Raw genomic sequence first — 26,601 nt, 5'->3', positions numbered from 1 at the left:
AATTATCGAGCAAAGTGTTTTATATTTCTCACTATATTTTCATACAAAAATAGTGAGAAATTCATCATGGCGGACGACGTATACACCCTGGACAAGATCGACCTGCGCATCCTCGAGCTGCTGCAGAAAGACGGGCGCATTCCCAACACCAAGCTGGCCGAAGCCGTAGCGCTTTCACCCACCGCCGTACTGGCCCGCGTGCAGCGCCTGACGCGCGAGGACTACATCCTCGGCTACGAGGCACGGCTCAACCCGCGCAAGCTCAAGGCCGGCCTGCTGGTGTTCGTCGAAGTGCTGCTCGATCGCACCACGCCGAATGTGTTCGACCAGTTCAAGCTGGCAGTGCAGGATCGCCGCGAGATCATGGAGTGCCACATGGTGGCCGGCGGTTTCGACTATCTGCTCAAGACCCGCCATGACGACATGGACGCCTATCGCGACTTTGCCGGGCGGGTGCTGTGGCAGTTGCCCGGCGTGCGCGAAACACGAACTTTCGCCGTGATGGAGGAAGTCAAGAACTCGATGGCCCTGGACCTGAGGCAGGCGCGCTGAGACGCTGGCGCAGATCGGCCTCTGCCTCGGGAAAGGTCATGTCGGCATACCGCACGAAGCGGCTCTTGCGTTTCAGCCGATAGCCGAACCAGATCAGCAGGAACAGGGGAATGCCGACATAGGTCGCAATCGCCCCACCCCAGTCGATGCGGTCCTGCAGAAAGGCCTGGTAGTTCTGCCCCAGCGTAATGATCAGGCACAGCACGAAGGCAAAGATCGGGCCGAATGGAAACAGCCCGGCCCGGTAGGGCAAGTCGTTGACGTCATAGCCATGCATGACATAACCCTTGCGGAAGCGGTAATGGCTGAGTGAAATGCTGAGCCAGGCGATGAACTCCGTCATGCCTGCCATGTTCAGCAGCCAGATATAGACTTCCTTGGGGCTGAAGATGGAACTGACGAAACACAGTGCCGCCAGTGCCGTGGTCGCCAGCAGGGCATGCAGCGGCACGCCATTGCGGGTCAGGCGTGCCAGCAGCCTGGGGGCCTTGCCCTCCACGGCCAGGTTGAACAGCATGCGCGTGGCTGCGTACATGCCCGAGTTGCCCGCTGACAGCACCGAAGTCAGGATCACGGCATTCATGACCGCCGCCGCCGACAGCAAGCCAGCCCGTTCGAACACCAGCGTGAATGGGCTGACGCTGATATCGGCGACATCGTTGCGCAACAGTTGTGGATCGGTGTAGGGAATCAGCAGGCTGATCACCAGGATGGCCAGGACATAGAACAGCAGGATGCGCCAGAACACCTGCTTGGCCGCCTTGGGTACATTGACCCGGGGATTTTCTGATTCACCGGCTGCGATGCCGATCAGTTCCGTGCCCTGAAAAGAAAAGGCGACGATCATGGCGACGCCGAGCAGTGTCGCAAAATTGCCGACGAAGGGTGCCTCCCCTACGCTCCACAGGCCGATGCCACCGCCTTCGCCGCCACGCACGATACCGGCCAGCATGGCCACGCCCGTGATGATGAACACGATCACCGCCACCACCTTGATCATGGAGAACCAGAACTCGCTTTCTCCAAACCCTTTGACCGAGATTGCATTGAGGCCGAACATCAGCCCCAGGAACAGGGCGCTCCAGACGATCCCCGGCACCTCCGGCAGCCAGTAGGCCATGACCAGTTGCGCCGCCACCAGATCGACTGCCACCGTGATCGCCCACGAGTACCAGAAATTCCAGCCCAGGGCGAAGCCGAAACCTTCCTCCACATAACGCGCACCATAGGTCGCGAACGAGCCGGATACCGGCATGATGGCAGCCAGCTCTCCCAGGCTGGTCATGATGAAATAAACCATCACACCAATCACCAGGTAGGACAGCAGCGCCCCACCCGGCCCGACCTGCGCGATCGCCGCGCCCGACGCCACGAACAGCCCGGTGCCGATGGCACCACCGATCGCGATCATTGTCAGGTGGCGCGCCTTGAGGTTGCGTTGCAGGTGTGGGGCCTCGGCCGGGTCATCCACCACACCTGGGTTTGTCGTCGGCCGGGCAGCGGCCGTCCTGCATTCTGTTTGCATCTTGTTTTTCATCATCGCCTGCATATTTTAAGAGGTCCGTGCCTTTTGTCTCCGGAAGGACGGCCCCGTTATGGCGTTAGCGCAAGGAAGTCATCGACCGCCCCGATCCCGTGTCCTGACCAGCGTGCTCTTGCCGAAAAGGCTCTCGACCAGATCCACCACCAGTTCGGCAGTCTGGTTGCGGATATCGAGAGCAGGATTCAGCTCGACAATGTCCAGCGAGGACAACCGCCCGGAATCCGCAATCATCTCCATGCACAGCTGTGCTTCGCGATAACTGGGCCCGCCGCGCACGGTCGTGCCCGTGCCAGGGGCGATTTCCGGGTCGAGAAAATCGACATCGAAACTCACGTGCAGGTGCACATCGCGGTTCTCCTCACCCTCGATGCCCGACAGCACCCGATGCATGACCTCCTTCATGCCGAGTTCGTCGATGCTGCGCATGTCATAGACCTCCAGCCCGAGCTGGCGCACCATGCGCTTCTCACCATCATCGACGCTACGTTGTCCGACCTGGCGGATATCGGCGGCCTCCAGCGCCGGCACACTGCCCGACATACTTGCCAGCTCGACTGGCCCCAGCCCGCACAGGCTGGCGACAGGAATACCGTGTACATTGCCGCTGGGCGAGATCTCCGGGATATTGCAATCCGAATGTGCATCGAGCCAAAGCACGCGCAGCCGCTTGCCCACGGCACGGCAATGACGTGCTACCGCACTGATCGAGCCGGTGGCCAGCGTATGGTCGCCCCCCAGCATGATCGGAATGCGCCCCAGCCCGAGCTGGGCCAGGACGGCATCGTGCGCCAGTTGGTTCCAGGCAATGCACTCCGGCAGATTGCGCAGCCCCTCGGCTGCAGGATCGCGTTCGCTACGCGGATTGGGTGGCCCCGACAGGTTGCCGATATCCAGGACATCCATGCCCAGGCGCTGCAATGCCGGCCCAAGCTGGGCCACGCGCAGGGCATCCGGCCCCATGGCCGCACCCAGCCGGCCGGCGCCGACATCGGTCGGCACCCCGATCAGGGTGGCGGGAGGATGGAAAAGCAGGGAAGTCATGCCGTGTTCCTTTTCTTGAACGGAATGGAGAGGCTATTTTTTCCCAATAGCCTGCCAATTTGAACGGAACAATATGACTTTTTAACAAGATATGCTTGCATATCGCCGATCATCAAAAACAATCTGTCCAAAACAGGGGCGCACGCCCACCGCAAAAAGAAGGTTGGCATGCGTCCGGATCAGACCTTGTAAGTCGACAGCAGGATGCTGGTTTCCGTATTGGCGATATGCGGAATCGAGCGTATCGAGTTCAGCACCTTGTCGAAGCTTTCCAGCGTATCCGTGCGCAGCTCCGCCATCATGTCCCAGCGGCCATTGGTAGAGTGGATGGCCGTCACGTTGGGATGACCACGCAATGCCCGCATGACCTCGTCGGCATGGTGTCCGCTGATCTCGATGCTAGTCATGGCCCGGATGCCATGCTCCATCGCATCCGGCCGCAGCCGGACGGTATAGCCCACGATCACGCCTTCCCGTTCCAGCCGGGCGATCCGGTTCTGTACCGTCGCCCTGGCCACTCTCAGGCGCTTGGCCAGCGCCACTACCGGTGTACGGGCGTTATCCCGCAGGATCGAAATCAGTTCGCGGTCGGTATCGTCCATGATTTTCCCAACAGACAAAACAAAATGGCAATCATACAAAACAATCTGCCAATACCATCGATATTTATGACAGATTGAGATCTTCATTATGGCGACAAGGACTTCGATAATGACTCTGTCCAGGCATTTCATTGGCTACAGACAACATCCATCAGGAGACACCCATGACGCGCTTCATAGACGTACCCACCATGTCCGAACTGGTCGAAACCATCGGCGTGGACACATTCCTCGGCGAACTCGCCGACACCGTACAGGCCGACTTCATCCGATGGCCCGAATTCGACAAGTCCGCCCGCGTCGCCAACCACTCCGAGATCGGCGTCATCGAACTCATGCCCGTCTCCAACGCCAGCCGCTACGCTTTCAAGTACGTCAATGGCCACCCCAGCAATACCGCTCGCGGCCTGCATACCGTCATGGCCTTCGGCGTCCTCGCCGACGTCCAGACCGGCTACCCCGTCCTGCTCTCCGAACTCACCGTCGCCACCGCCCTGCGCACTGCCGCCACCTCGCTGATGGCCGCCCGCGCACTGGCACGCCCCGACTCCCGCCGCATGGCACTCATCGGCAATGGCGCACAGAGCGAGTTCCAAGCGCTGGCCTTCCACAGGCATCTCGGCATCCGCGAGATCGTCGCCTATGACATCGACCCTGCCGCCACCGACAAACTGATCCGCAACCTGGCCGAGTACTCCGACCTCAACATCATCCGCGCCAGTTCCACCGCCGAGGCCGTGCGCGGTGCCGACATCGTCACCACCGTCACCGCCGACAAGGCCTATGCCACCATCCTCACCCCCGACATGATCGAACCCGGCATGCACATCAATGGCGTCGGCGGCGACTGTCCCGGCAAGACCGAGCTGCATGCCGACGTGCTGCGCGCCGGACGCGTCTTCGTCGAGTACGAGCCGCAGACCCGCATCGAAGGCGATATCCAGCAACTGCCGGCCGACTTCCCCGTCGAACACCTCTGGCAGGTCCTGGCAGGCTCCGCACCCGGACGCCGCGAGGCAGGCGAAATCACCATCTTCGATTCGGTCGGCTTCGCCCTGGAAGACTACGCCGTGCTGCGCTACGTCAACGAACAGGCCGAGGCCCGCAACATGGGGCAGTCCGTCGAACTGGTGCCCTGGGGCGGCGACCACGACCACGATCCCAAGGATCTCTTCCGCTTCACCCGCAGCGCGCGCAACCGCCAGCGACTGCGCCACGCCGCATGACCGGCCTGCTCAGCACCTGACTTCATGCCGCCTGCCGGGCGGCCTTTTTGATGCCCACATGAACACATCGACTCATACGCGTTCCATACAGGCCCCATCGGCCGTGGTGATGATCCGTCCGCATGCCTTCACACCCAATCCGGAAACCGCAGCGGACAATACATTCCAGAGCAGCGCCGCACAGCGGGCAGCACAGGCAGTGGCCCGCGCCGCCTGGGAGGAAGTCACCGCGGCGGCACAACGCCTGCAGGCCGAAGGCATCCGCGTTCACCTGTTCGAGGACACCGGAGAAAACGACACGCCCGACTCCGTATTCCCAAACAACTGGTTTTCCACCCATCCGGGCGGGCATATCGCCATTTACCCCATGTACTCGCCAAGCCGCCGCCGGGAACGGCGCGCCGACATCATTGAAATGCTCAAGCGCGAATACCGTGTCCAGGATGTGATCGACTATTCGGGCCTGGAGGCCGACGGGTTGTTTCTTGAAGGCACGGGTGCCATGGTCTTCGACCATCTGGCCCGCGTGGCCTATACGGCCCGTTCCAACCGGGCGGACCCGATCACGCTGGAACGCTTCAGCACCCATTTCAATTTCGAACCCATGGCATTCGATACGGCCGACGAAGCGGGTCGCCCCATTTACCACACCAACGTCCTGATGTGCGTGGCGACCGAGTTTGCCCTGGTGGGCTTCGACACGTTCACCGATCCGGCCAGAGCTGGAGAGGTACGTGACCGGCTGACCGAGTCAGGGCGTGATGTGATTGCGCTCGACACTGCACAGATCAAGGAGTTCGCCGGCAATGCCATCGAACTGTCGGGCCGCGACGGGCGCGTGCTGGCGCTGTCGCAGCGTGCCTACGACAGCCTCACGCCGGATCAGTTTCGGCGCATCGAGCGATCGGCACGCCTCTTGCCGCTGGATGTCTCCACCATCGAAATGGCAGGGGGATCAGTTCGTTGCATGATTGCCGGCATTCATCTGTCGGCACGGCATCAGGGCCCCCAGGCCTGAGCCCCCCCGAGCGGCCCGTCCCAGCAGGGCGAGGCAGCCCAAATGTGTACAATGGTATCAGGCCAGTCGCCATGCCTGCGGTCTCTGCCCGCCGACATGACAACCGGCAGGCTGCCCCGCGCCTCGATGGTGCCCGGGCTTCGTTTTCTGCCCTGGGATACGCCACATGACGGATGATCCGCTGCCGCACCCGACCGCATCAGGAAGGCTGATGCCGGCTCTGCTGGCTCTGCTTCTGGCAGGCTGCACGCCACTGGTACCCGATACCCCCCGGCCGCCATTGCCGGTATCGAACACCTGGCCCGCAGATACTGGCCAGGCAGCCATAACAGCGGCTGCCGGACAGGGCACTGCCCTGCCGGCCTGGCAGGATTACTTCACCGATCCTACCCTGCGGCAACTGATCGATATTGCACTCGACAGCAACCGTGATCTGCGCATTGCCGTGTTGCGTATCGAAGAGGCACGCGCAGCCTACGGAATTCAGCGCGCCGACCTCTATCCCGGTGTTTCAGTCGGAGGACAGGGCGGCCGCGCCCGTACGCCAGGCGATCTGAACCCGAGCGGTCAGTCGGTCGTGGGAGGCAACTACGAAGCCTATGTCGGCCTGAACAGTTGGGAAATCGATCTGTGGGGCCGGGTGCGCAGTCTGAGCGATGCGGCCCTGGCCGAATACCTCGCCACCGAAACCACCCAGCGCGCCGTGCAGTTGAGCCTGATCACCGAGATTGCCCACGCCTGGCTGGGATTGCGTGATCTTGATGAACGCGCCGCACTGGCGCACGAGACGGCAACCAGCCGCGAACAGTCCTACCGCATTTTCAAGCGCCGCAACGATGTCGGGGCTGCCTCTGCCCTCGATCTGACACAGGTCGAGACCCTGCTGATCCAGGCCCGCGCCCTGAGTGCCGAGTTGGAGCAGGCCCGCGCCGCCCAGGCACACGCGCTGACATTGTTGCTGGGCGCGCCGGCCGATCCGGCCCTGACCGCGCCGGTACGCTGGGACGATGCCCTGGTATTCCCACCGATCCGTGCCGGCCTGCCGGCCGACCTGCTGCTGCGACGTCCCGACATCATGGCCGCCGAGCAGCGCCTGTCGGCCGCGCAAGCCAATATCGGCGCAGCGCGCGCGGCCTTCCTGCCACGCATCTCGCTGACCGGCAACTGGGGCACCGCCAGCGCAGAACTCGATGGCCTCTTCGATGCCGGCAGCCGGGCCTGGTCATTCCTGCCGACCATTTCGCTGCCAATCTTCGACGGCGGCCGCCTGCGGGCCAATCTCGATCTGGCCGAAGTCCGCAGCGATATTGCCGTCGCCCAGTACGAGAAGACCATTCAAACCGCGTTCAGGGAAGTGGCCGATGCCCTGTCGGCCCATCAGTGGCTGGCAGAACGCCTGGCCATCCAGCGTGAGGCCCTGGAAGTCCAGACCCGGCGCGCGCATCTGGCGCAGTTGCGCTATGACCGCGGAGCAGCATCCTATCTTGAAGTACTGGACGCCCAACGCGATCTGCTGACCGCCCAGCAGCAATTGGCACAGGTCCGCAGCAGCCTGCTCGACAGCCATGTCACACTCTACGCCGCACTCGGCGGCGATGCCGCCACTGCACAGCCGGCCAGCGTCACCCCTGATACCACCCCGACCTCCACCGTTACGCCCTGAGATCTTGCCATGGCCATTTCCGCCTCCCAGAAAAAGAACCTCATCATCGGCGCTGCCATCGTCGCGGTGGCGCTGGCCGCCGTACTTGGCTGGCAATACCTGGCCGACGACGGCCCCGGCTCAGGCTTTGTGAGCGGCAACGGCCGCATCGAAGCGACCGAGATCGACATTGCCACCAAGCTGCCCGGACGGGTCTCGGACATCACGGTCAACGAGGGGGATTTCGTGCAGGCGGGCCAGACACTGGCGCAGATGCAGATCGACACCCTGCAGGCACAGCGCAACGAGGCCGTGGCCGGCCAGCAGGAAGCCCTGCAATCCGTGGCCGCCGCCCAGGCCCAGATTGCCCTGCGTGAAAGCGACGTCGCGGCAGCGCAGGCCGTAGTCGCGCAGCGTCAGGCCGAACACGAGGCCGCCCGCCGCCGTCTGGCGCGATCCGAGACGCTGGCCGTCGAAGGTGCCGCCTCGCAACAGGAGCTGGATGATGACCGCGCCCGCGTACGGGGTGCCGAAGCCGCCCTCACAGCAGCACGTGCCCAGGTCGTGGCCGCCCAGGCCGCCGTCGAAGCGGCGCGCGCCCAATTGACTGGCACACAGGCAAGGGTCGAGGCCACCCAGGCGACCGTGGCCCGCATCGATGCCGACCTGTCCGACAGCACACTCACGGCACCCCGCGATGGCCGCGTGCAATTCCGTGTGGCCCAGCCCGGCGAAGTGCTGGGTGCGGGAGGCAAATTGCTGAACATGGTTGACCTGTCCGACGTCTACATGACGTTCTTCCTGCCCGAAACGGCAGCCGGCAGGGTTGCGCTGGGTGCCGACGTACGCCTGGTGCTGGACGCCGCGCCGCACCTGGTCATTCCGGCAAAAATTTCATTCGTCTCCAGTACCGCGCAGTTCACACCCAAAACGGTAGAAACTGCCAGCGAACGGCAGAAGCTGATGTTCCGCGTCAAGGCACAGATCGATCCCGACCTGCTGCGTCGCCACCTGGCCCAAGTCAAGACTGGCTTGCCCGGCGTCGCCTGGCTCAAACTGGATGCCGATGCCCAGTGGCCCGACTCACTGGCCGTGCGGGTGCCGGAGTAAGGCATGAGCGCCGCCCCCGACCGCTGCGTGGCCCGGCTGCAGGGCGTCAGCCTGCGCTACGGTGACACGCTGGCGCTCGACCGACTTGATCTCGATATCCCGGCAGGCGGAATGACCGGCATCATCGGTCCGGACGGCGTAGGCAAGTCCAGCCTGCTGTCATTGGTGGCCGGTGCCCGTGCCATACAGTCCGGCTCGGTGCATGCACTGGACGGCGACATGGCCGACCGGGCCCATCGCGAAGCGGTCTGCCCGCGCATCGCCTACATGCCGCAGGGCCTGGGCAAGAACCTCTATCCCACGCTGTCGGTAGAAGAAAACCTGCGTTTTTTCGCACGCCTGTTCGGTCACGATGCTGCCGAGCAGACACGCCGCATCGAGGACCTGACCCGCGCCACCGGCCTGCATCCTTTTCTGGACAGGCCAGCCGGCAAATTGTCGGGCGGCATGAAGCAAAAGCTCGGCCTGTGCTGCGCACTGATCCACGACCCTGACCTGCTGATTCTCGATGAACCCACCACCGGCGTCGATCCACTGGCACGGGCCCAGTTCTGGGATCTGATCGCCCGCATCCGGAGCCAGCGCCCGGTCATGAGTGTGATCGTGGCGACTGCCTATATGGACGAGGCACAGCGTTTCGACTGGCTGGTCGCCATGGACGAAGGACGAGTGCTGGCGACCGGCACGCCCGCCGAGCTGCTTGCGCGAACCGACAGCCAGTCGCTTGAGAGCGCGTTCATCCGCCTGCTGCCCGAAAGCAAGACCCGCGATTACCGACCCGTCGAGATTCCCCCGCTGGCGGCTGATGACGAAGATATCGCCATCGAGGCCCAGGACCTGACCATGCGGTTCGGCAAGTTCGTGGCCGTGGATCACGTCAGCTTCCGTATCCGGCGCGGCGAGATTTTCGGTTTCCTGGGGTCCAACGGCTGCGGCAAGTCCACCACCATGAAAATGCTGACCGGCCTGCTGCCCGCCAGCGAAGGCCGCGCCTGGCTGTTCGGGCACGAGGTCGACCCGCACGATCTCGATACGCGTCGTCGCGTCGGCTACATGTCGCAGGCGTTCTCGCTGTACGGCGAACTGACGGTGCTGCAGAATCTGGTCCTGCATGCCCGGCTGTTCCATGTTGCCGAGGCCGATATCGAGACGCGCGTCGAAGACATGATCCGCCGCTTCGACCTGGACGAGGTACGCCACAGCCTGCCGGAAAGCCTGCCGTTGGGCATGCGCCAGCGCCTGTCGCTGGCCGTGGCCATGGTGCACCGCCCCGAACTGCTGATTCTGGACGAGCCGACTTCGGGTGTCGACCCGGTGGCACGCGACAACTTCTGGCGACTGCTTGTCGAACTGTCGCGCCGTGACAAGGTCACGATCTTCATTTCCACCCACTTCATGAACGAGGCAGCGCGCTGCGACCGCATGTCGATGATGCACGCCGGCAAGGTGCTCGACAGCGACACGCCGGCGCGGCTGGTGGAGAAACGCGGTGCGGCCTCTCTGGAAGAGGCCTTCATCGGCTATCTGCTCGAAGCCAGCGGTGAAAGCCAGGGCAACACAGAGAACACACCCAACCGCCAGCCTGCGCAGACAAGCGCTGCACTTGCCGTACCCACCGCGCAACCGACTGCCGATAGCCTCACTTCGCCAGCCTGCACCACGTCCGCAACGCCGGGCCTCACACCCGAGGCCACGCACCGGCCGCCCCGCTTCAGCCTGCAACGCCTGCTGGCCTACAGCTGGCGCGAAGCGCTGGAACTGCGGCGTGACCCGGTACGCGCCACACTGGCACTGGCCGGTTCCATCATCCTGATGTTCGTGATCGGCTTCGGCATCACCCTGGATGTGGAAGACCTCAGCTATGCCGTGCTTGATCGCGACCAGACCACGCTCAGCCAGAACTACACGCTGAACATCTCTGGCTCCCGCTACTTCGTCGAACGGCCCCCGATCCGCGACTACGACGATCTGGACCGGCGCATGCGCAGCGGCGAGCTGACACTGGCCATAGAGATCCCGCCCGGCTTCGCGCGCGACATCAAGCGCGGCGAGTCGGTACAGGTTGGTGCCTGGGTCGATGGTGCCATGCCGCAACGCGCCGAGACCGTCAAAGGCTATGTACAAGGCATGCACCGGCTGTGGCTGGCCGACCAGGCCCGCCAGTCCGGTATCCCCGTCACCACGCTCGCCTCTATCGAAACACGCTACCGTTACAACCCGGACGTGCGCAGCCTGCCGGCCATGGTACCGGCAGTGATCCCGATGCTGCTGCTCATGCTGCCGGCCATGCTGGCCGCACTCGGCGTCGTGCGCGAAAAAGAGCTGGGTTCCATCGTCAACCTGTACGTCACGCCGGTCACGCGCACCGAATTCCTGCTGGGCAAGCAACTGCCCTACCTGGCACTGGCCATGGTCAATTTCTTCTCGATGACCCTGCTGGCCGTGACTGTCTTTGGCGTGCCTATCAAGGGCAGTTTCGCCACGCTGACACTGGCGGCCCTGGTCTTCTGCATCTGCACGACCGGCATGGGCCTGCTGGCATCGGCCATCACCCGCAGCCAGGTGGCTGCCGTATTCATCGCCATGATCGGCACCATCATCCCGGCCACCCAGTTCGCCGGCCTGATCGACCCGGTGCCCTCGCTGTCGGGAGCCGGTCGCCTAATCGGCGAAATCTACCCTGCCACCCATATGTTCACCATCAGTCGGGGCGTCTTCAGCAAGGCGCTCGGGCTGGGCGACCTGATGCCGACCTTCTGGCCCCTGCTCGTGTCGATACCCGTCATCATGGGGCTGGCCGTGCTGTTCCTGAAGAAACAGGATGCCTGACATGCTGCGCCACCTGAAAAACATCCACCGGCTGGGCGTCAAGGAGCTTTGGAGCCTGTGGCGTGATCCGGCCATGCTGCTGCTGATCCTGTACCTGTTCACGGTCTCCGTCTATTCGGCCGCCACTGCGCTGCCCGAGTCGCTGCACCATGCGCCCATCGCCATCGTCGACGAGGATCACTCCGCCCTGTCGTCGCGCATCGCCGCCGCCTTCTATCCGCCCCAGTTCAATCCACCCGCCATGCTGCAACCTGGTGAGGCCGATGCCGCACTGGATGCCGGGCGCTACACCTTTGTGCTGAACATTCCGCCCAACTTTCAGCGCGATATCCTGGCCGGCCGGACTGCCGAGATCCAGCTCAATGTCGATGCCACGCGCATGAGCCAGGCCTTTACCGGCAATGGTTATGTACAGGAAATCGTGCAGGGCGAGATCGCCGGTTTCATCCAGCGCTACCGGGGCGCTACCGCACAGCCTGTCGAGCTGGCGCTGCGCGCGCGCTTCAATCCCAATCTGGAAAAAGCCTGGTTCGGCAGCGTCATGCAAATCATCAACGCCGTGACCATGCTGGCCATCATCCTCACGGGGGCCGCCCTGATCCGCGAACGCGAACACGGTACCGTGGAGCATCTGCTGGTCATGCCGGTCACGCCTACCGAAATCATGCTGGCCAAGATCTGGTCGATGGGGCTGGTGGTACTGCTGGCGACAGCCCTTTCGCTCTTTCTGGTGGTAAGAGGCCTGCTGCAGGTGCCCATCGAGGGCTCGCAACTGCTGTTCCTGGCAGGGGCAGCCCTGTCTTTGTTTGCCACCACATCGATGGGCATCTACCTGGCCACCCTGGCACGCAGCATGCCCCAGTTCGCGTTGCTGATGGTACTGACGCTGCTGCCGCTGCAGATGCTCTCGGGCGGCAGTACCCCCCGCGAAAGCATGCCGCAACTGGTACAGGACATCATGCTGCTGGCCCCCACCACCCACTTTGTCAGCCTGGGCCAGGCCATCCTGTACCGGGGTGCCGGCCTGTCCGTAGTCTGGCCACAATTCCTGGCGCTGGCGGTAATCGGGACCGTGCTGTTCAGCCTGTCACTACGACGCTTTCGCCGGACGATCAGCCAGATGGCCTGATTGCGGGTCACCCGACATCGTTTAAAAACACAATCTCTTGTGGCAACCGAAAGGTGCTTATCGATAAGCGCTTTCGCTCAACCAAGAGATACGATGTGCGACAACAAATCCTGAAATTTATTAGGACTTTCCCTAAGCACTCAGGCATCCCTTGCGCCTACAAATTCCCTGGAAAAACTGGGCACATACCGCGGAAAAACAAATAACACACTGAATAAAAAAGTACTTTTATTCACCCCCAACAACAAAATCTACCCAATTCGACGAACTTTGGCGCAGCAGCACCCACGCCTTCACATTCTGCTACGCATTGAAGATGCACAACTTATACGATAACGTATGTATAAATCGTATTTCCAGGAAATGATCACCGACCGTGCGATCCGCCATCCATCGCCATCCGCGCGGATCGGCCGAACACCATTTTGAACTGATGCATGCAAACCATGAGCCGCTCCCCTTCCCATCCTCCGCGCACACCGCTCGCGCGGGCCAGACGTTACTACTTCCTGACGCTCAAGTACATTGTGGTGCTCGGCATGCTCACCATCACGGCACTGATTTTCGCCAATGTGGTCCTGCGCTACGGGTTCAATTCGAGCCTGTTTTTCACCGAAGAAGTCTCGCGCCTGATGTTTGTCTGGCTGGTCTTCATGGGCGCGCTGCTGGTATTGCATGAGCGCGCTCACATCCACGTCGACATGCTGACCAGCCGGCTGCCTTTTGGCTGGCAAAAAGCCCTGCGCCTGCTGTCACACCTGATCATGCTGGGCATCACCTTGCTGCTGCTGACAGGCAGCTGGTCGCAAATGCTGATCAACCGAGGCGTGGGGGCCCCTGCCACCGGTATCCCCATGACCCTGTTCTACGGTGCCGGCGTGACTTTTTCGATTCTGAGTGCGCTGGTCATCCTGCACGACCTGATCGAATACGCCCGCCAGCCTGCCCCGGCCGCCTCCCTCCATGCCGGACAGGATATCTCCGCGCACTAAAGCAGCACCCCATCTATCATGACTCTCGCCCTCTTTGTCTGCACGCTGATCGCCGGCATCGCCATCGGCATGCCTATCGCCTACGCACTGCTGGCCTGCGGTGTTGCCCTGATGTGGCAAATCGGCCTGTTCGACGGCCAGATCCTGGCCCAGAATATCCTGAGCGCCGCAAGCAACTTCCCCTTGCTGGCCATTCCGCTGTTCATCATCGCCGGGGAGATCATGAACAATGGCGGCCTGTCGCGCCGCATCATTGCACTGGCCGTCGCCATGGTCGGACACCTGCGCGGGGGCCTGGGCTACGTCACCATTTTTGCCGGCGTACTGCTGTCCAGTCTGTCAGGATCGGCGCTGGCTGATGCCGCCTCACTGACCGCACTGCTGCTACCCATGATGGTCATGGCAGGCTATGACAAGAATCGCTCTGGCGGCTTGATTGCTTCCGTCTCCATTCTGGGCTCGATCATTCCGCCCAGCATCGGCTTCGTGGTACTGGGCGTGGCCTCCGGCCTGTCGATTACCAAGCTGTTCCTGGCCGGCATTGCCCCCGGACTCCTCCTGGCGGTGGCGCTGAGTGTGGCGTGGTGGCTGCTCTCGCGCAACAGTACCGCCGAGCTCGCCCCGCGCGCCTCGGCCAAGGTACGGCTCAAGGCGCTTGGCGAAAGCTTCTGGGCCATGATGCTGCCAGTCATCATTGTCGTTGGCCTGCGCTTTGGCATCGTCACCCCCACCGAGGCAGGCGCTGTCGCCGCCGTATATGCTCTGTTCGTCTCGATCGTCATCTACCGTGAGCTCAGTCTGTACAGTCTGGTCGGGTTGCTGCTACAGGCCGGCAAGACCACGGCCGCCGTGATGTTCCTGGTGGCAGCCGCAGCCGTACCCGCCTGGCTCATCACCCTGGCCGACATTCCAGGCCAGATCATCGACCTGATCGAACCCATCATGGATCAGCCCAAACTGCTGGTCGTCGTGCTGATGGTGCTCATCACCCTGATATCCATGGTCATGGATCTGACCCCGACCGTCCTGCTGCTGGCCCCCATTCTGATTCCGGTGGTCGAGGCAGCCGGCATCGACCCGATCTACTTCGCAGTCCTGTTCATGATCAATTGCTCGATCGGTCTGATCACGCCGCCGGTAGGCACCGTACTGAACGTGGTATGCGGCATCGGCAAGCTCAAACTCGAACATCTGCTGCAGGGTGTGGCCCCCTTCCTGATCGCAGAGTTGCTGGTGCTGGCCCTGCTGGTCGCCTTTCCCGATCTCATCATGGTACCGGCTGCCTGGCTATCCCGCTGACAGACGGCATTTGACTCTCACTTTCCCTCCCAACGGATCGCAACATGCACAAAATACTCATCGCCCTGGCTACCGCCACCTGCTTCTGCACCACTGCAGCGGCAGCAGAGTACCGCTCCCACACGATCAAGTTTGCCGTCACCACCCCCAAGGGCACGCCACCGGTACAAGGCATGGAACTGTTCGCCGAGAAAGTGGCCGAGCGCAGCGGCGGCAAGATCAAAGTCCGCCTCTTTCCCAATGGCGTGCTGGGTGGCGACGCCCAGGTGCTGTCCTCGCTGCAGGGCGGCGTGATCGAAATGATGATGTGGAGCGCCGGCAACCTGGTCACCCAGGTGCCCGACTTCGGCCTGCTTGATCTGCCTTTTCTGTATACCGATCCCCAAAAGGTCGATGTGCTCCTCGACGGCGAGGTCGGTGATCGCCTGATTGCACAACTGCCCCAGCGCCAGTTGGTCGGACTGGCCTTCTGGGAGCTGGGCATGCGCCACCTGACCAACAACGTACACCCCGTCGCCCTGCCGGCAGACGCCTCCGGCATCAAAATCCGACTGCAGGAGTCTCCGATCAGTGTCGATACCTGGCGGGCCCTGGGCGCGAACCCGACACCGCTGCCGTTTACCGAGGTACATACCGCGCTCGAGACCGGCACGGTAGATGGACAGGAAAATCCGGCCACGGTCATCCTGTCGGCCAAATTCAATGAAGTGCAAAAGTATCTTTCGCTCACCCGTCACTCTTATAACGCTCACATGGTGCTGGTCGGCAAACCGTTCTGGGACAGGTTGAACACCGACGAGCAGCAGTTGCTCAGGGATGTCGCCATGGAAGTCCGCCTTGAACAACGCCAGCTTTCACGCGAGAACGATGCCAAAGTCATTGCGGAACTGGAGCAGGCCGGCATGCAAGTCAACCATCTGGATGAGGAAGCACTGAGCCGCTTTCGCGAGCAACTGCGCCCCGTCATTCTCGAGCACGCCAACAAAATCAACCCCGAACTGACGCAGAAAGCGTTCGAGATCGTCGGCTTCGATGTACAGGACTGATGTCATGACCCCTCCTATTCCCGCCCCCCTCAAAGTTTCCGTGGCTCAGATGCAGCCCGTTCCCCACGACCTGCCTGCCACGCTGCGCATCGTCGTTTCAGCCGCACGAAAAGCCGCTGCCGAAGGCTCGCGCCTGATCGCCTTCCCTGAGATGTATCTGACACCCGATACGTACGAGACACTCGAAACACTGCGCGAAGCAGCACTGGTCGTCGAACGCGGCGATCTCGATCCGCTGCTGCAGGTCAGCGCCGAGACCGGCATCCATATCGTGGTCGGATTCTTCGAGCGCGATGGCAACCAGACCTATAACACGGCAGCATTGATTGGCCCGCAGGGCCTTATCGGCCTGCACCACAAGCGTCATTTGCCACTGATGCCGGGAGACTGCTTCGTCGATATTCCGGAAGACACATCCGTGCCGATATTCGATACCGATATAGGCCGCATCGGCCTGGCCATCTGCTACGAAATCCGCTTCCCCGAAGTCACTCGCACCCTGGCGCTGGAAGGGGCGGACATCATCGTGTTGCCAGCCGCCTGGCCAGAACAGGCCCGCATTCTGCCCGATCTGTTCAGCACCGTACGGGCCAACGAGAATCTCGTGTACTTCATGGCCCCCAACCGCAACGACGCGGCATGCGGCATGCCTTTCATCGGCAACAGCCACATTATTGATCCACTGGGCAATACCCTGGTGCGGGCCGGTGCTGAGGACGGCATCTTCACTGCCGAGATCGACATCGCGCGCGCGCGCAACAAGTCCCTGATCCGGGAACCGGGCGTGTTCGAGGTCCACCCGTTTCGTGACCGCCTGCCCGCCACCTACCGACTCTGATCTCCATTTATCCAGGAAACCCTATGTCCGCCCCCTCTCTTCTCACGCTCAAGGACAAGCTGCGCCATGAGCGGCTGGTCACGTACGGCATGAATATCTACGGTGGCTCCTGCATGCCTGTGGAAACCGCCGGCCATCACGGTCTGGACTTTGTTTTCATCGACACCGAGCATACGGCACTGGGTGTCGACGGACAGCTCGAAAAGATGCTCCTGGCCGCCCGTGCGGCAGGTATCGATGCACTGGTGCGCGTCAGCGGCACAATTGAATCAGAAATTCGCACCTCGCTGGAACTGGGTGCGACAGGCGTCATCATTCCTCAGGTACATAACGCCGAGCAGATGCGCGCCATTATCCGCATGAGCAAATTTCCCGGCATGGGTCGTCGAGGCGGTGACAGTTCGGTACGTTCGGCCCGTTTTGCCGCCGCCGGCTTCGACTGGCAGACCTACACCGAATCGGAAAACGCACGCACGGTGATCGTTCCCATGGCCGAGAGCTATGAATTCTTCGATGACATCGATGCCATCCTGGACGTACCCGGCATTGATGCCGTGCACTTCGGCCCGGCCGACTATTCGCTGTCGCGAAATTTACCGGTGGACTACCGCATGCGCCATCCCGAAGTCCGCACACGCCTGGAAGAACTTCTGGAAAAATGCCATGCGCGCAGCATCAAGGTCATGGTGCCCTGCGCCCCTGCCGATCTGGAGCAGGCACGGGAATTGGTGGCGCTGGGTTGCGACATGCTGATTATGGGCAGTGACCTGTACTGGCTCAACCAGGCTGCGCAGCATGCTGCACAGGTCCGCGCCACGCTGGCCCGATCACGGCCCGGTGACGCCAGGTAGCCACTCAGGCCAGATAGCGATTGGGGCGGTGGTTCATCGCGATGATCAGGTTCAGCATGAAGGCCCCCACGATGGAAATCGCCACCAGCGGCAGCGACACCACGAACAGCGACGCTGCCAGGATCGCGAAATCCAGCCCCATCTGCACCTTGCCGGCCCGGATGCCATGACGCTCCTGCAGATAAAGCGCCAGAATGTTGAAGCCACCCAGGCTGGCGCGATGCCGGAACAGCACCAGCAGACCCAATCCCATCGCAATACTGCCAATCGCAGTGGCATACAGGGGTTCGATGCGAGCAATCTCGATGAAGTGCGGATGCAACTCAGTGAACAGCGACACCAGGCCGATGGCGCAGATGGTCTTCACCGTAAAGGCCGGCCCCATGCGCCGCAGCGCCAGCACGAAAAACGGCGCATTCAGCAGAAAAAACGCCGTGCCGAAACGGACATCCCAGGCGTAGTGCAGCAAAAAGGCCAGCCCGGCCGTCCCACCAGTCAGCGTGCCGGCCTGGCGCAACAGCATCACCCCGAAAGAGATCACGAACGCACCGGTCAGAATGGCCAGCGCATCCTCGACCAGGGTATGGGGGGCCTTTGCGTCGGAGATGACCGGTTGCGCCATAGTGTGGTCGTCAGGGCAGCATGAGCGGATTGACGCCGCTGCGCGCCAGCCCCTTGGCGTCCATTTCGGCATCCAGCGCCAGCGTGGCCAGGTCATCCGCCACCGGGTCCAGGGCACGGTCTGCCTGCAGGTAAAAGCCCTTCAGATAGCTGTCACAGTCGCCGCAGCTTTCGGCACGCACGGATGCCTGGGCATCGTCCAGGCACCAGTAATCAAGCGCGCCAGTGCCGTCACAATTGGTGCATTTGGTCCGTACCACATGCCACTGGCTTTCACACAGACTGCATTGCAAATAGCGCAATCCGGCGCGGCTGCCGTCAAGGATCAGACTGCCGACCGGCGCATGCCCGCAGACCGGGCACAGATGACGATGCTCACCCAACTCGGCCACTCCTGCGCCAGGCAGGCTGCTCGCCAGTTGCCGCCAGTAGACCGACAGCGCGCCCCACAGCAACTGCGCCGCACCCGCCTCGGGAACTGCGGAGCCGGGCTCGTCGCCGCGCAACCCGGCCAACAGCGCATCGGCCCAGGCGTCGCGCTGCGCACTGTCTGCCGTGCGCAGGCTCTCCAGCGCCTGGCGCACCGGCGCGGACTGCATGGTGGGCAACGGTGCCACTTTTTCCAGCAGGCTGTCCAGTTGCGCCTGCCAATGCGCAGAACGCTGCCAGTGCTCGCTGTGCAGCGGTGCGTAGGCCTGCCCGCGAACCCGGTCGGCGAGGGTCGTGACCTCGGCCTCGGGCAATGAAGCTGCCTGGGAAACGGCCTGCTGGGCGTCGGCAAGGTCGGCTGCCCATGACAGATAATCGGCCATCGGGTGTCCTTCGGCCAGCGTGCGCAGGCGTGCTGCGCGACGACCATAGGGCGTTGCGGCCTGCGGCAGCAGGACCGGCTCGATGTGATCGACGCCAGGCGTACGCTCGGACTCGGGCACGATGCGAATGCTCATCGCGCATTCTCCGGCTGCTGCTGCGCGGCTTCCGGCGACGACGGCTTGGTCGCCGAGATTTCCTGATACCAGCGATCATGGTGGGTACGGGCCCACTTGCGGGTGACATAACCCGTCACCATGCCGCGAATCGAACCCTTGACCCAGAATGCCAGGTAAACGTGGCCGATGATCAGCAGCATCAGGCTGACACCTGCGAAGGAATGCAGGAACATCGCAATGCGCAGCAACGGGATCGGCACCAGATGGGCAAAATAGGCACGCCAGATCATCAGGCCCGTCACCAGCAGCAGCGTGATCAGGGTCATGATGCCCCAGAACAGGAATTTCTGACCGGCATTGTATTTGCCGATGCGCAACGGCGTGCTGTGATCGCCCTCCATCACTGACTTGACGTTACGCACCCAGATCAGGTCTTCCTTGACGAACAGGTTGTACTTCACGAAGCGCACGAACAGATAGACCAGCGCCACGAATACCGCCACCCCGAAGAACGGATGCAGCAGCCGTGCCATCTGCGGCGTGCCGAAGACGCCGTTGAGCCAGTTCAGGCTGGGAAACACCCACGACAGGCCTGACAGCGACACCAGCGCAAAGCACACCACCATGGCCCAGTGACACATCCGGTCTGGCAGCGGCGTGCGCAGGATCATCTGCTTCTTGTTCATGGCTTGTCTCCCTTGTGCTGATCGTCGTGCTCTTCTTCGTCTTCATCCACCTCGTTGGGGCCGGCACTCATGTAGTGCGCTGCCGCACCGGCCAGGGCCGTGACGAAGCCCAATGCCGCCAGCGGCTTGAACCAGCCCTTCCAGCCCTCGACCACGCCACTGATATGCGGATCCTTGGGCAAGCCATGATACAGCTCAGGCTGGTCGGCATGCTGCAACACATACATCACATGCGTGCCACCCACGCCCTGGGGATCGTAGATGCCGGCATTTTCCAGGCCACGCGTCTTCATTTCCTCGACGCGGCCGGCCGCCTTGTGCAGCATGTCTTCCTTGGTGCCGAACGAAATCGCGCCGGTCGGGCAGGTCTTGACGCAGGAAGGCTCCTGCCCCACCTGCACGCGGTCGGAACACAGTGTGCACTTGTAGGCCTTGTTGTCTTCCTTGCTGATGCGCGGCACATCGAACGGACAGCCGGCCACGCAGTAGCCGCAGCCAATGCAGTGCTCGGACTGGAAGTCCACGATACCGTTGGCATATTGCACGATGGCACCAGGCTGGGGGCAGGACTTCAGGCAGCCCGGATCCTCGCAGTGCATGCAGCCATCCTTGCGGATCAGCCACTCCAGCTTGCCCTGCTCATTGACGTGCTCGGCAAAGCGCATCAGCGTCCAGGTCTTGGGTGACAGGTCGGCCGGGTTGTCGTACACGCCGGCGTTGTGGCCCACCTCGTCACGCAGATCGTTCCACTCGTTACAGGCCACCTGACAGGCCTTGCAGCCGATACAGATGCTGACGTCGATCAGCTTGGCCACCTCGGCCTTGTGGTCCCGCACACGCGGGGCAGGCGTCAGGCTGTTGGTGGCCGAACGCCGGGTAATGTCCTGGGATTGCATAGTCATGGTGCGTATCTCTCTCAGGCTTTCTCGATGTTGACCAGGAACGACTTGTACTCGGGCGTCTGCGAATTGGCATCACCCACGGCCGGCGGCAGCGTATTGGCCAGGAAGCCCTTGCGCGTTGACCCCTTGAAGCCCCAGTGCACGGGAATGCCCACGCTGTCGACCTGCTGGCCGGCGATCGTGAGCGTACGCACGCGCTTGGTCACCACGGCCTTGCCCTTGATGTAGCCACGCTCGGTACTGACCCGGACCACATCGCCGTGGACAATGCCCTTGCGCGCCGCCAGTTCCTCGCCGATCTCGATGAACTGTTCGGGCTGCACCAGTGCATTCAGGAGCGAGTGCTTGGTCCAGTGACGGAACAGCTCGGTGATCGAATAGGTCGTCGCGACATACGGGAAGTTCTGCCGGTGCCCCATGCGCTCACGGTCGGTCGCGTACACGCGCGCCGTCGGATTGATGGTGACGGCCGGATGCAGCGGATTGCTCTCGATGGGAGACTCCAGCGGCTCGTAGTGCTCGGGGAACGGCCCGTCTACCATCGCCCCCAGGCTGAAGAGGCGTCCCACCCCTTCGGGCAGCATGATGAAAGGACGCGCAGGCGTGCCGGGCGCGGCACCTGCTGCGAAGTCGGGGACATCCACGCCGGTCCAGCGCCCTTCTTTCCACCAGAGGATCTGGCGACGCGGATCCCAGGGCGTGCCGTCAAGGTCGGCAGAGGCGCGGTTGTACAGGATGCGTCGGTTCTGCGGCCAGGCCCAGGCCCAGCCGGGCGTGTTGCCCAATCCGGTATCGGTGTTGTCGCGACGCGCCATCTGGTTGCCCTGCTCGGTCCACGAACCGGCGAAGACCCAGCAGAAACTGGACGTGCTGCCGTCGTCGGTCAACTGGCTGAAATCATCCAGCAGCTGTCCCTTGCGGCGCACCACGTTGCCCTGGGCATCCTTGATGTCAGCCAGCGCATAGCCATTGGCGCGGCGTGCCACTTCTTCGGGTGCAGGGTCGTAGTTGTCGGTAAAGTTCCAGTTCATGTTCAGGATGGGTTCGGGATTGGCCCCCCCTTCCTTTTCGTACAGTTCCCGGATCTTCATGAACAGATGGCCCAGGATCTTGCCATCGTGCCAGGCATCGTGCGGAGGTGCCTGGCCGGCCCAGTGCCACTGCAGCCAGCGGCCGGAGTTGACGATGGAACCGTTTTCCTCGGCAAAACAGGAAGATGGCAGGCGGAACACCTCGGTCTGGATCTGCGTCGGATCCACATCGTGCTCTTCGCCATGGTTCTGCCAGAAGCTGGCCGTTTCGGTCGCCAGCGGATCGATGGTGACCATGAACTTCAGCTTCGACAGCGCGGCCTGCGTCTTGTTCTTGTCGGGCACGGCTGCCAGCGGGTTGAAGCCCTGCACGATATAGCCGTTGACCTTGCCTTCGTACATCATTTCCAGGAAGGCCATCAGGTCATAGCTGCGATCCGACTTGGGCAGCCAGTCGAAACCCCAGTCGTTCTCGGCCGTCGCGTGCTCGCCCCACAGGTCCTTCATCAGGCTGACGAAGAACTTCGGGGTATTTTTCCAGTAATTGACCTGGCCATCCTGCGTCGCCCTGGGCGTCGTCTCGGCCAGATACTGCTGCAGTGACGTCTGGCGCTCGGTCGGCAGGTTCATGTAGCCCGGCAGGCGCAGCGACAGCAACCCCAGATCGGTATAACCCTGGATGTTGGAATGGCCGCGCAGGGCGTTCACGCCACCACCGGACATACCGATATTGCCCAGCAGCAGCTGAATCATGGCGGAGCCGCGGATCATCTGCGCACCGCTGGTGTGCTGGGTCCAGCCCAGCGCATACAGGAAGGTGGTCGTGCGATCGCGCGCCGAGGTTTCGGCCAGGATGCCACAGATTTCCAGGAAGTCTTCCTTGGACGTACCGCAGATTTCTTCGACAATCTCGGGCGTATAGCGGGAAACGTGCTGCTTCAGCAAGCTCAGGACGCAGCGCGGATGCTGCATGGACGGATCGCGGCGGGCGTTGCCCTGCTCGTCCAGTTCATACATCCACGATGCCTTGTCGTAGGTCTTGCCTGCCTCGTCGTAGCCGCTGAAAAGGCCTTCCTCGAACTGGAAATCCTCGCGCACAATGAGTGCGGCACTGGTGTACTCACGCACATAGTCGTGCTGGATCTTGTCGTTCTCGAGCAGGTAGCGCACCACGCCCATCAGGAACGCGATGTCGGAGCCTGCACGGATCGGCGCATACAGATCGGCCACGGCGGCGCTGCGGTTGAAGCGCGGATCGACCACGATCACCTTGGCACCGTTCTTGATCTTGGCCTCGATCACCCACTTGAAACCCACCGGATGGGCCTCGGCGGGGTTGCCGCCCATGATCATCACCACGTTGGCATTCTTGATATCGACCCAGTGGTTGGTCATGGCACCGCGCCCGAAGGAGGGTGCCAGCGCTGCCACCGTAGGTGCATGGCACAGCCGTGCCTGGCAATCCATGCCCAGGATACCCAGGGCGCGCGCAAAATAGAAATCCAGCACGCCCGTCTCGTTGCTGGCAGCCGACGAACAGAGCATGCCGGTAGACAGCAGGCGGTTGACCGTCGTGCCATCGGCATTTTGCTCGATGAAGTTCGCGTCGCGGTCATCCTTGACCAGGCGCGCGATGCGCTCGATGGCCTCTTCCCAGCTCATGTCCTGCCACTCGGTGCCGCCGGGTGCGCGGTATTGCGGGCGCTTCAGGCGCTGCTTGCTGTGTACATAATCAAGCAGGCCGGCACCCTTCGGACAGAGCGAGCCACGGCTGACCGGATGATCCGGGTCGCCTTCGATGTGGAAAATGCTTTCCTTGGCATTCTTGGCACCATCGCCGAGGCTGTACATCAGCAGGCCACAGCCCACCGAACAGTATGTACAGTTGTTGCGCGTCTCCTTGGCGCGCAACAGCTTGTACTGGCGCGGCTGGGTCGCATGTGCGACCGAAGGGGCAAACCCCAGGGATGCTGCCGTGGCGCCGGCCACGCCGACACCACACAGCCTGAAGAAACGTCTCCTGCCGTGATTCGTTTTCATCATCTATATTGTCAAACCGCCTCTCTCACCACTGCAGAGGCGTTGGATTAACAGGCGCAATTGGAAGGATTCTCACTCCACCTTCCAGGCGAACAAAAAACAACAGGAAGCCCAAGGGCTTCCTGTGTGGATCGGCCGCACGTCGGCGACCGAAAACCTGCTAGTTTATGCTGTGTTCCGGGCAACCACTAGAATTATCCTATAGACAGCAGGGTTAATGGATAGTTCCCTGACCATGTCAGGACAGCGCCTCAAGGAAACGATCCACAATCAGGCTTTGCCTGCGTCCCTTGCGCGTCGCCACGCCCAGTGTCACGCTGAACTGCATGCGGTCCGGTGCCAGTGCCACCATCTGCCCCTGCCCGACCCAGGCGGCCGCCACGTGATCAGGCAGAAAACCGATGTACTCCCCGGTCAGAATCAGGAAAGCAATGGCTTCTCGATCGGTCGCCGTGGCCGCACAGTCGAGGTCCCTGTGCAAGGCTGCCGCCTCTGCACTCATCCGATAGCTGGGTGCCACCGCGCTGGCCTGACGCAGCGTCTCGACATCCACCGTCTCTGCCTGGGCAAACAGAGGATGCTGACGGCTGCAGTACAGGAAGGAACGCTCGTCGTACAGCGGGGTGTATTCCAGCCCGGACAAAGAATTGATCAACGGCAGTGCCCCCACGTGCAGCCGCCCATCCAGCACGCCACGCTCGATTTCGCCAGGGGTGCTCATGCTGATATTGATGCGCACGCCCCCCTGGCTCTGGCGATGGATCTGCGTCAACGCCGTCGTGATGCGCACCTTGGGCAGCGTGACCAGATTGTTCATCAGGCCGATGTTGAGATCCCCACGCAAGGCCTGGTGCAACTGGTTGACCTCGCTCCGGAAACCCTCGATCGCAGCCAGTACGGTCTCGCTGGCGCGCAGCACCTCCCGCCCCTGGTCGGTCAATGCAAAACCGGCCCGACCTCGCTGGCACAGGCGCATGCCCAAACGCGTCTCCAGGTCCCCCATGTGCAGGCTGATGGCCGAACGGGTGATCCCGAGCATGCTTTCCGCTGCCGTGAAGCTGCCGGCCTCCGCCACGGTCTTGAAGACACGCAACAGGCGAAGATCGAAATCCGTCATCTGGGCCAGGGTCGCTTTTTTCATACGTGAGTCTTTCAATAATCAACAATAAGAATATTGATATTCTACTTTCGTTAATGCCGACCCATAATGGCACATACCAACAGCCTCTCACTCCCAAGGAACCCGGTCATGCTGCAATCGCTGTCCACGCCCTCTGTCGCCCCGTCGCGGGCGGCCAACCAGCCTGCGTCTGCCCCCTCGCTCAATCTCGAAGCGCACTGGATGCCCTTCAGCGCCAACCGCAACTTCCACCGGGATCCTCGCCTGATCGTCGGGGCCGAAGGCAACTGGCTGATCGACGACCGGGGTCGCCGGGTATTCGATGGCCTGTCCGGCCTCTGGACCTGCGGTGCCGGCCACTGTCGCAGCGAGATACAGGAGGCTGTGGCACGCCAGCTCGGTACGCTCGACTATTCGCCCGCCTTCCAGTTCGGCCACCCGCTGTCGTTTCAATTGGCCGACCGCATCGCTGCCATGATGCCGGGCACGCTCGACCATGTGTTCTATACCAACTCGGGTTCGGAGTGCGCCGACACCGCCATCAAGATGGCCCGCGCCTACTGGCGACTGAAAGGCCTGCCTGCCAAGACCCGCCTGATCGGTCGTGCCCGCGGCTATCACGGCGTCAACGTGGCCGGCACCAGCCTGGGTGGCATCGGCGGCAACCGCAAGATGTTCGGCACCCTGATGGACGTAGATCACTTGCCGCATACCCTGCAGGCAGACTGCGCCTTTACGCGGGGCCAGGCGGCGACCGGCGGCGTGGCGCTGGCCGATGAACTGCTCAAGCTGATCGAGCTGCACGATGCCTCCAACATCGCCGCCGTCATCGTCGAACCGATGTCCGGCTCGGCTGGTGTAATCGTGCCGCCACAAGGCTATCTGCAACGCCTGCGCGAGATCTGCGACACACATGGCATCCTGCTGATCTTCGACGAAGTCATTACCGCTTTTGGCCGGCTGGGCAAGGCCAGTGCCGCCGAATGGTCCGGCGTAACGCCGGACATCATGAACGTGGCCAAGCAGGTCACCAACGGCGCGATTCCGATGGGCGCGGTCATCGCTTCCCGCGAAATCTACCGCACCTTCATGGCGCAGGACACGCCCGACTACATGGTCGAGTTCGGTCACGGCTACACATACTCTGCCCACCCCGTGGCCTGCGCGGCCGGCCTGGCGACGCTGGATCTGCTGCAGCGCGATCACCTGATCGAGCGCTCCGCCGCCCTGGCACCACATTTCGAGCAGACGCTGCACGGCCTGCGCGGTGCCTCGCAACACATCGTCGATATCCGCAACTGCGGTCTGGCCGGAGCCATCCAGCTTGCACCTCGCGACGGCAACGCTGCCATCCGGCCCTTCGAGGCAGGCCTGGCACTGTGGGAAAAAGGCTTTTATGTCCGTTTCGGCGGCGATACGCTGCAGTTCGGCCCCACCTTCACCAGCACGCCCGTCGAGCTGGATCGACTCTTCGATGCCGTGGGCGAGGTGCTGGCCCGACTCGACTGAGCCGATATGACCTGATCACGCTCAGCCAGGTCCGCACGCTGACGC

Annotated in this window: 22 protein-coding genes; 13 read left to right on the top strand and 9 right to left on the bottom strand. The window is 62.3% G+C overall.

Annotated elements, in window-relative coordinates; all coding sequences use genetic code 11:
* Positions 1–66: 66 nt before the first annotated feature.
* On the top strand, positions 67–552 hold the full coding sequence (locus DD235_RS10805; RefSeq protein WP_109062092.1) for an Lrp/AsnC ligand binding domain-containing protein: 486 nt from the start codon (positions 67–69) through the stop codon (positions 550–552).
* Here DD235_RS10805 and DD235_RS10800 read toward each other — a convergent pair.
* From DD235_RS10800 to DD235_RS10790, 3 genes are all read right to left on the bottom strand, one after another.
* A complete protein-coding gene (locus tag DD235_RS10800; protein WP_109062283.1) occupies positions 512–2,077 on the bottom strand; it encodes an amino acid permease in 1,566 nt (521 codons plus the stop codon). The genes DD235_RS10805 and DD235_RS10800 overlap by 41 nt on opposite strands.
* 90 nt (positions 2,078–2,167) lie before the next feature.
* Positions 2,168–3,136, bottom strand: a complete 969-nt coding sequence (gene rocF, locus DD235_RS10795) for an arginase (protein ID WP_109062091.1) — start codon at positions 3,134–3,136, stop codon at positions 2,168–2,170.
* 179 nt (positions 3,137–3,315) lie between these two features.
* The gene (locus tag DD235_RS10790) at positions 3,316–3,738 is read right to left on the bottom strand and encodes an Lrp/AsnC family transcriptional regulator (RefSeq protein ID WP_109062090.1); all 423 of its coding nucleotides are present in this window, start codon (positions 3,736–3,738) and stop codon (positions 3,316–3,318) included.
* A gap of 164 nt (positions 3,739–3,902) precedes the next feature.
* Here DD235_RS10790 and DD235_RS10785 point away from each other — a divergent pair, with 164 nt between their 5' ends.
* From DD235_RS10785 to DD235_RS10735, 11 genes are all read left to right on the top strand, one after another.
* Positions 3,903–4,964 carry an ornithine cyclodeaminase gene (locus DD235_RS10785; protein ID WP_109062089.1) on the top strand — a complete coding sequence of 354 codons (1,062 nt, stop codon included), beginning with the start codon at positions 3,903–3,905 and terminating at the stop codon, positions 4,962–4,964.
* Positions 4,965–5,022: 58 nt separating this feature from the next.
* On the top strand, positions 5,023–5,982 hold the full coding sequence (gene ctlX, locus DD235_RS10780; RefSeq protein WP_204524234.1) for a citrulline utilization hydrolase CtlX: 960 nt from the start codon (positions 5,023–5,025) through the stop codon (positions 5,980–5,982).
* Between the two features lie 166 nt (positions 5,983–6,148).
* Positions 6,149–7,645 (top strand): efflux transporter outer membrane subunit, encoded by a 1,497-nt coding sequence (locus DD235_RS10775; protein ID WP_109062088.1) that lies wholly within the window; start codon positions 6,149–6,151, stop codon positions 7,643–7,645.
* Positions 7,646–7,654: 9 nt separating this feature from the next.
* Positions 7,655–8,734, top strand: coding sequence for an HlyD family secretion protein (locus DD235_RS10770; protein WP_109062087.1), 1,080 nt, complete (start codon positions 7,655–7,657; stop codon positions 8,732–8,734).
* 3 nt (positions 8,735–8,737) lie between these two features.
* Entirely contained in the window at positions 8,738–11,563 is a 2,826-nt protein-coding gene (gene rbbA / locus DD235_RS10765; protein ID WP_109062086.1) for a ribosome-associated ATPase/putative transporter RbbA, read from the top strand.
* A gap of 1 nt (position 11,564) precedes the next feature.
* A complete protein-coding gene (locus DD235_RS10760; protein ID WP_109062085.1) occupies positions 11,565–12,692 on the top strand; it encodes an ABC transporter permease in 1,128 nt (375 codons plus the stop codon).
* A gap of 446 nt (positions 12,693–13,138) precedes the next feature.
* Positions 13,139–13,684, top strand: a complete 546-nt coding sequence (locus DD235_RS10755; RefSeq protein WP_109062084.1) for a TRAP transporter small permease — start codon at positions 13,139–13,141, stop codon at positions 13,682–13,684.
* Between the two features lie 18 nt (positions 13,685–13,702).
* Positions 13,703–14,983 carry a TRAP transporter large permease subunit gene (locus DD235_RS10750; protein ID WP_109062083.1) on the top strand — a complete coding sequence of 427 codons (1,281 nt, stop codon included), beginning with the start codon at positions 13,703–13,705 and terminating at the stop codon, positions 14,981–14,983.
* A gap of 44 nt (positions 14,984–15,027) precedes the next feature.
* Entirely contained in the window at positions 15,028–16,029 is a 1,002-nt protein-coding gene (locus DD235_RS10745) for a TRAP transporter substrate-binding protein (protein WP_109062082.1), read from the top strand.
* 4 nt (positions 16,030–16,033) lie between these two features.
* Positions 16,034–16,867 (top strand): carbon-nitrogen hydrolase family protein, encoded by an 834-nt coding sequence (locus DD235_RS10740; protein WP_109062081.1) that lies wholly within the window; start codon positions 16,034–16,036, stop codon positions 16,865–16,867.
* Positions 16,868–16,890: 23 nt separating this feature from the next.
* On the top strand, positions 16,891–17,718 hold the full coding sequence (locus DD235_RS10735; protein ID WP_109062080.1) for an HpcH/HpaI aldolase family protein: 828 nt from the start codon (positions 16,891–16,893) through the stop codon (positions 17,716–17,718).
* Positions 17,719–17,722: 4 nt separating this feature from the next.
* Here the strand turns inward: DD235_RS10735 and DD235_RS10730 are convergent, their stop codons facing one another.
* From DD235_RS10730 to DD235_RS10705, 6 genes are all read right to left on the bottom strand, one after another.
* Positions 17,723–18,340 carry a YitT family protein gene (locus DD235_RS10730; RefSeq protein ID WP_109062079.1) on the bottom strand — a complete coding sequence of 206 codons (618 nt, stop codon included), beginning with the start codon at positions 18,338–18,340 and terminating at the stop codon, positions 17,723–17,725.
* A 10-nt stretch (positions 18,341–18,350) separates the two neighbouring features.
* The gene (gene fdhE, locus DD235_RS10725) at positions 18,351–19,286 is read right to left on the bottom strand and encodes a formate dehydrogenase accessory protein FdhE (RefSeq protein WP_109062078.1); all 936 of its coding nucleotides are present in this window, start codon (positions 19,284–19,286) and stop codon (positions 18,351–18,353) included.
* Positions 19,283–19,954, bottom strand: a complete 672-nt coding sequence (locus tag DD235_RS10720; RefSeq protein ID WP_109062077.1) for a formate dehydrogenase subunit gamma — start codon at positions 19,952–19,954, stop codon at positions 19,283–19,285. Before DD235_RS10720 ends, fdhE begins: the two co-directional genes overlap by 4 nt.
* A complete protein-coding gene (gene fdxH / locus DD235_RS10715) occupies positions 19,951–20,856 on the bottom strand; it encodes a formate dehydrogenase subunit beta (RefSeq protein WP_109062076.1) in 906 nt (301 codons plus the stop codon). The genes DD235_RS10720 and fdxH overlap by 4 nt, the downstream gene beginning before the upstream one ends.
* A gap of 14 nt (positions 20,857–20,870) precedes the next feature.
* Positions 20,871–23,927 carry a formate dehydrogenase-N subunit alpha gene (fdnG, locus tag DD235_RS10710; RefSeq protein ID WP_109062075.1) on the bottom strand — a complete coding sequence of 1,019 codons (3,057 nt, stop codon included), beginning with the start codon at positions 23,925–23,927 and terminating at the stop codon, positions 20,871–20,873.
* Between the two features lie 238 nt (positions 23,928–24,165).
* Positions 24,166–25,068 carry a LysR family transcriptional regulator gene (locus tag DD235_RS10705; protein ID WP_109062074.1) on the bottom strand — a complete coding sequence of 301 codons (903 nt, stop codon included), beginning with the start codon at positions 25,066–25,068 and terminating at the stop codon, positions 24,166–24,168.
* A gap of 108 nt (positions 25,069–25,176) precedes the next feature.
* Here DD235_RS10705 and aptA point away from each other — a divergent pair, with 108 nt between their 5' ends.
* Positions 25,177–26,556: an omega-aminotransferase AptA gene (gene aptA, locus DD235_RS10700; protein ID WP_109062073.1), complete on the top strand. Its 1,380-nt coding sequence runs from the start codon at positions 25,177–25,179 to the stop codon at positions 26,554–26,556.
* The last annotated feature ends 45 nt before the right edge of the window (positions 26,557–26,601 follow it).

This window comes from Corticimicrobacter populi, assembly GCF_003123725.1.
Lineage (GTDB): Bacteria > Pseudomonadota > Gammaproteobacteria > Burkholderiales > Burkholderiaceae_B > Corticimicrobacter > Corticimicrobacter populi.
This window is presented reverse-complemented; position numbering and strand designations above follow the sequence as displayed.

Coding starts and splice junctions, on each gene's coding strand:
- DD235_RS10805 (WP_109062092.1), top strand. CDS start 67: ATGGCGGACGACGTATACACCCTGGACAAGATCGACCTGCGCATCCTC.
- DD235_RS10800 (WP_109062283.1), bottom strand. CDS start 2,077: ATGCAAACAGAATGCAGGACGGCCGCTGCCCGGCCGACGACAAACCCA.
- rocF (WP_109062091.1), bottom strand. CDS start 3,136: ATGACTTCCCTGCTTTTCCATCCTCCCGCCACCCTGATCGGGGTGCCG.
- DD235_RS10790 (WP_109062090.1), bottom strand. CDS start 3,738: ATGGACGATACCGACCGCGAACTGATTTCGATCCTGCGGGATAACGCC.
- DD235_RS10785 (WP_109062089.1), top strand. CDS start 3,903: ATGACGCGCTTCATAGACGTACCCACCATGTCCGAACTGGTCGAAACC.
- ctlX (WP_204524234.1), top strand. CDS start 5,023: ATGAACACATCGACTCATACGCGTTCCATACAGGCCCCATCGGCCGTG.
- DD235_RS10775 (WP_109062088.1), top strand. CDS start 6,149: ATGACGGATGATCCGCTGCCGCACCCGACCGCATCAGGAAGGCTGATG.
- DD235_RS10770 (WP_109062087.1), top strand. CDS start 7,655: ATGGCCATTTCCGCCTCCCAGAAAAAGAACCTCATCATCGGCGCTGCC.
- rbbA (WP_109062086.1), top strand. CDS start 8,738: ATGAGCGCCGCCCCCGACCGCTGCGTGGCCCGGCTGCAGGGCGTCAGC.
- DD235_RS10760 (WP_109062085.1), top strand. CDS start 11,565: ATGCTGCGCCACCTGAAAAACATCCACCGGCTGGGCGTCAAGGAGCTT.
- DD235_RS10755 (WP_109062084.1), top strand. CDS start 13,139: ATGAGCCGCTCCCCTTCCCATCCTCCGCGCACACCGCTCGCGCGGGCC.
- DD235_RS10750 (WP_109062083.1), top strand. CDS start 13,703: ATGACTCTCGCCCTCTTTGTCTGCACGCTGATCGCCGGCATCGCCATC.
- DD235_RS10745 (WP_109062082.1), top strand. CDS start 15,028: ATGCACAAAATACTCATCGCCCTGGCTACCGCCACCTGCTTCTGCACC.
- DD235_RS10740 (WP_109062081.1), top strand. CDS start 16,034: ATGACCCCTCCTATTCCCGCCCCCCTCAAAGTTTCCGTGGCTCAGATG.
- DD235_RS10735 (WP_109062080.1), top strand. CDS start 16,891: ATGTCCGCCCCCTCTCTTCTCACGCTCAAGGACAAGCTGCGCCATGAG.
- DD235_RS10730 (WP_109062079.1), bottom strand. CDS start 18,340: ATGGCGCAACCGGTCATCTCCGACGCAAAGGCCCCCCATACCCTGGTC.
- fdhE (WP_109062078.1), bottom strand. CDS start 19,286: ATGAGCATTCGCATCGTGCCCGAGTCCGAGCGTACGCCTGGCGTCGAT.
- DD235_RS10720 (WP_109062077.1), bottom strand. CDS start 19,954: ATGAACAAGAAGCAGATGATCCTGCGCACGCCGCTGCCAGACCGGATG.
- fdxH (WP_109062076.1), bottom strand. CDS start 20,856: ATGACTATGCAATCCCAGGACATTACCCGGCGTTCGGCCACCAACAGC.
- fdnG (WP_109062075.1), bottom strand. CDS start 23,927: ATGAAAACGAATCACGGCAGGAGACGTTTCTTCAGGCTGTGTGGTGTC.
- DD235_RS10705 (WP_109062074.1), bottom strand. CDS start 25,068: ATGAAAAAAGCGACCCTGGCCCAGATGACGGATTTCGATCTTCGCCTG.
- aptA (WP_109062073.1), top strand. CDS start 25,177: ATGCTGCAATCGCTGTCCACGCCCTCTGTCGCCCCGTCGCGGGCGGCC.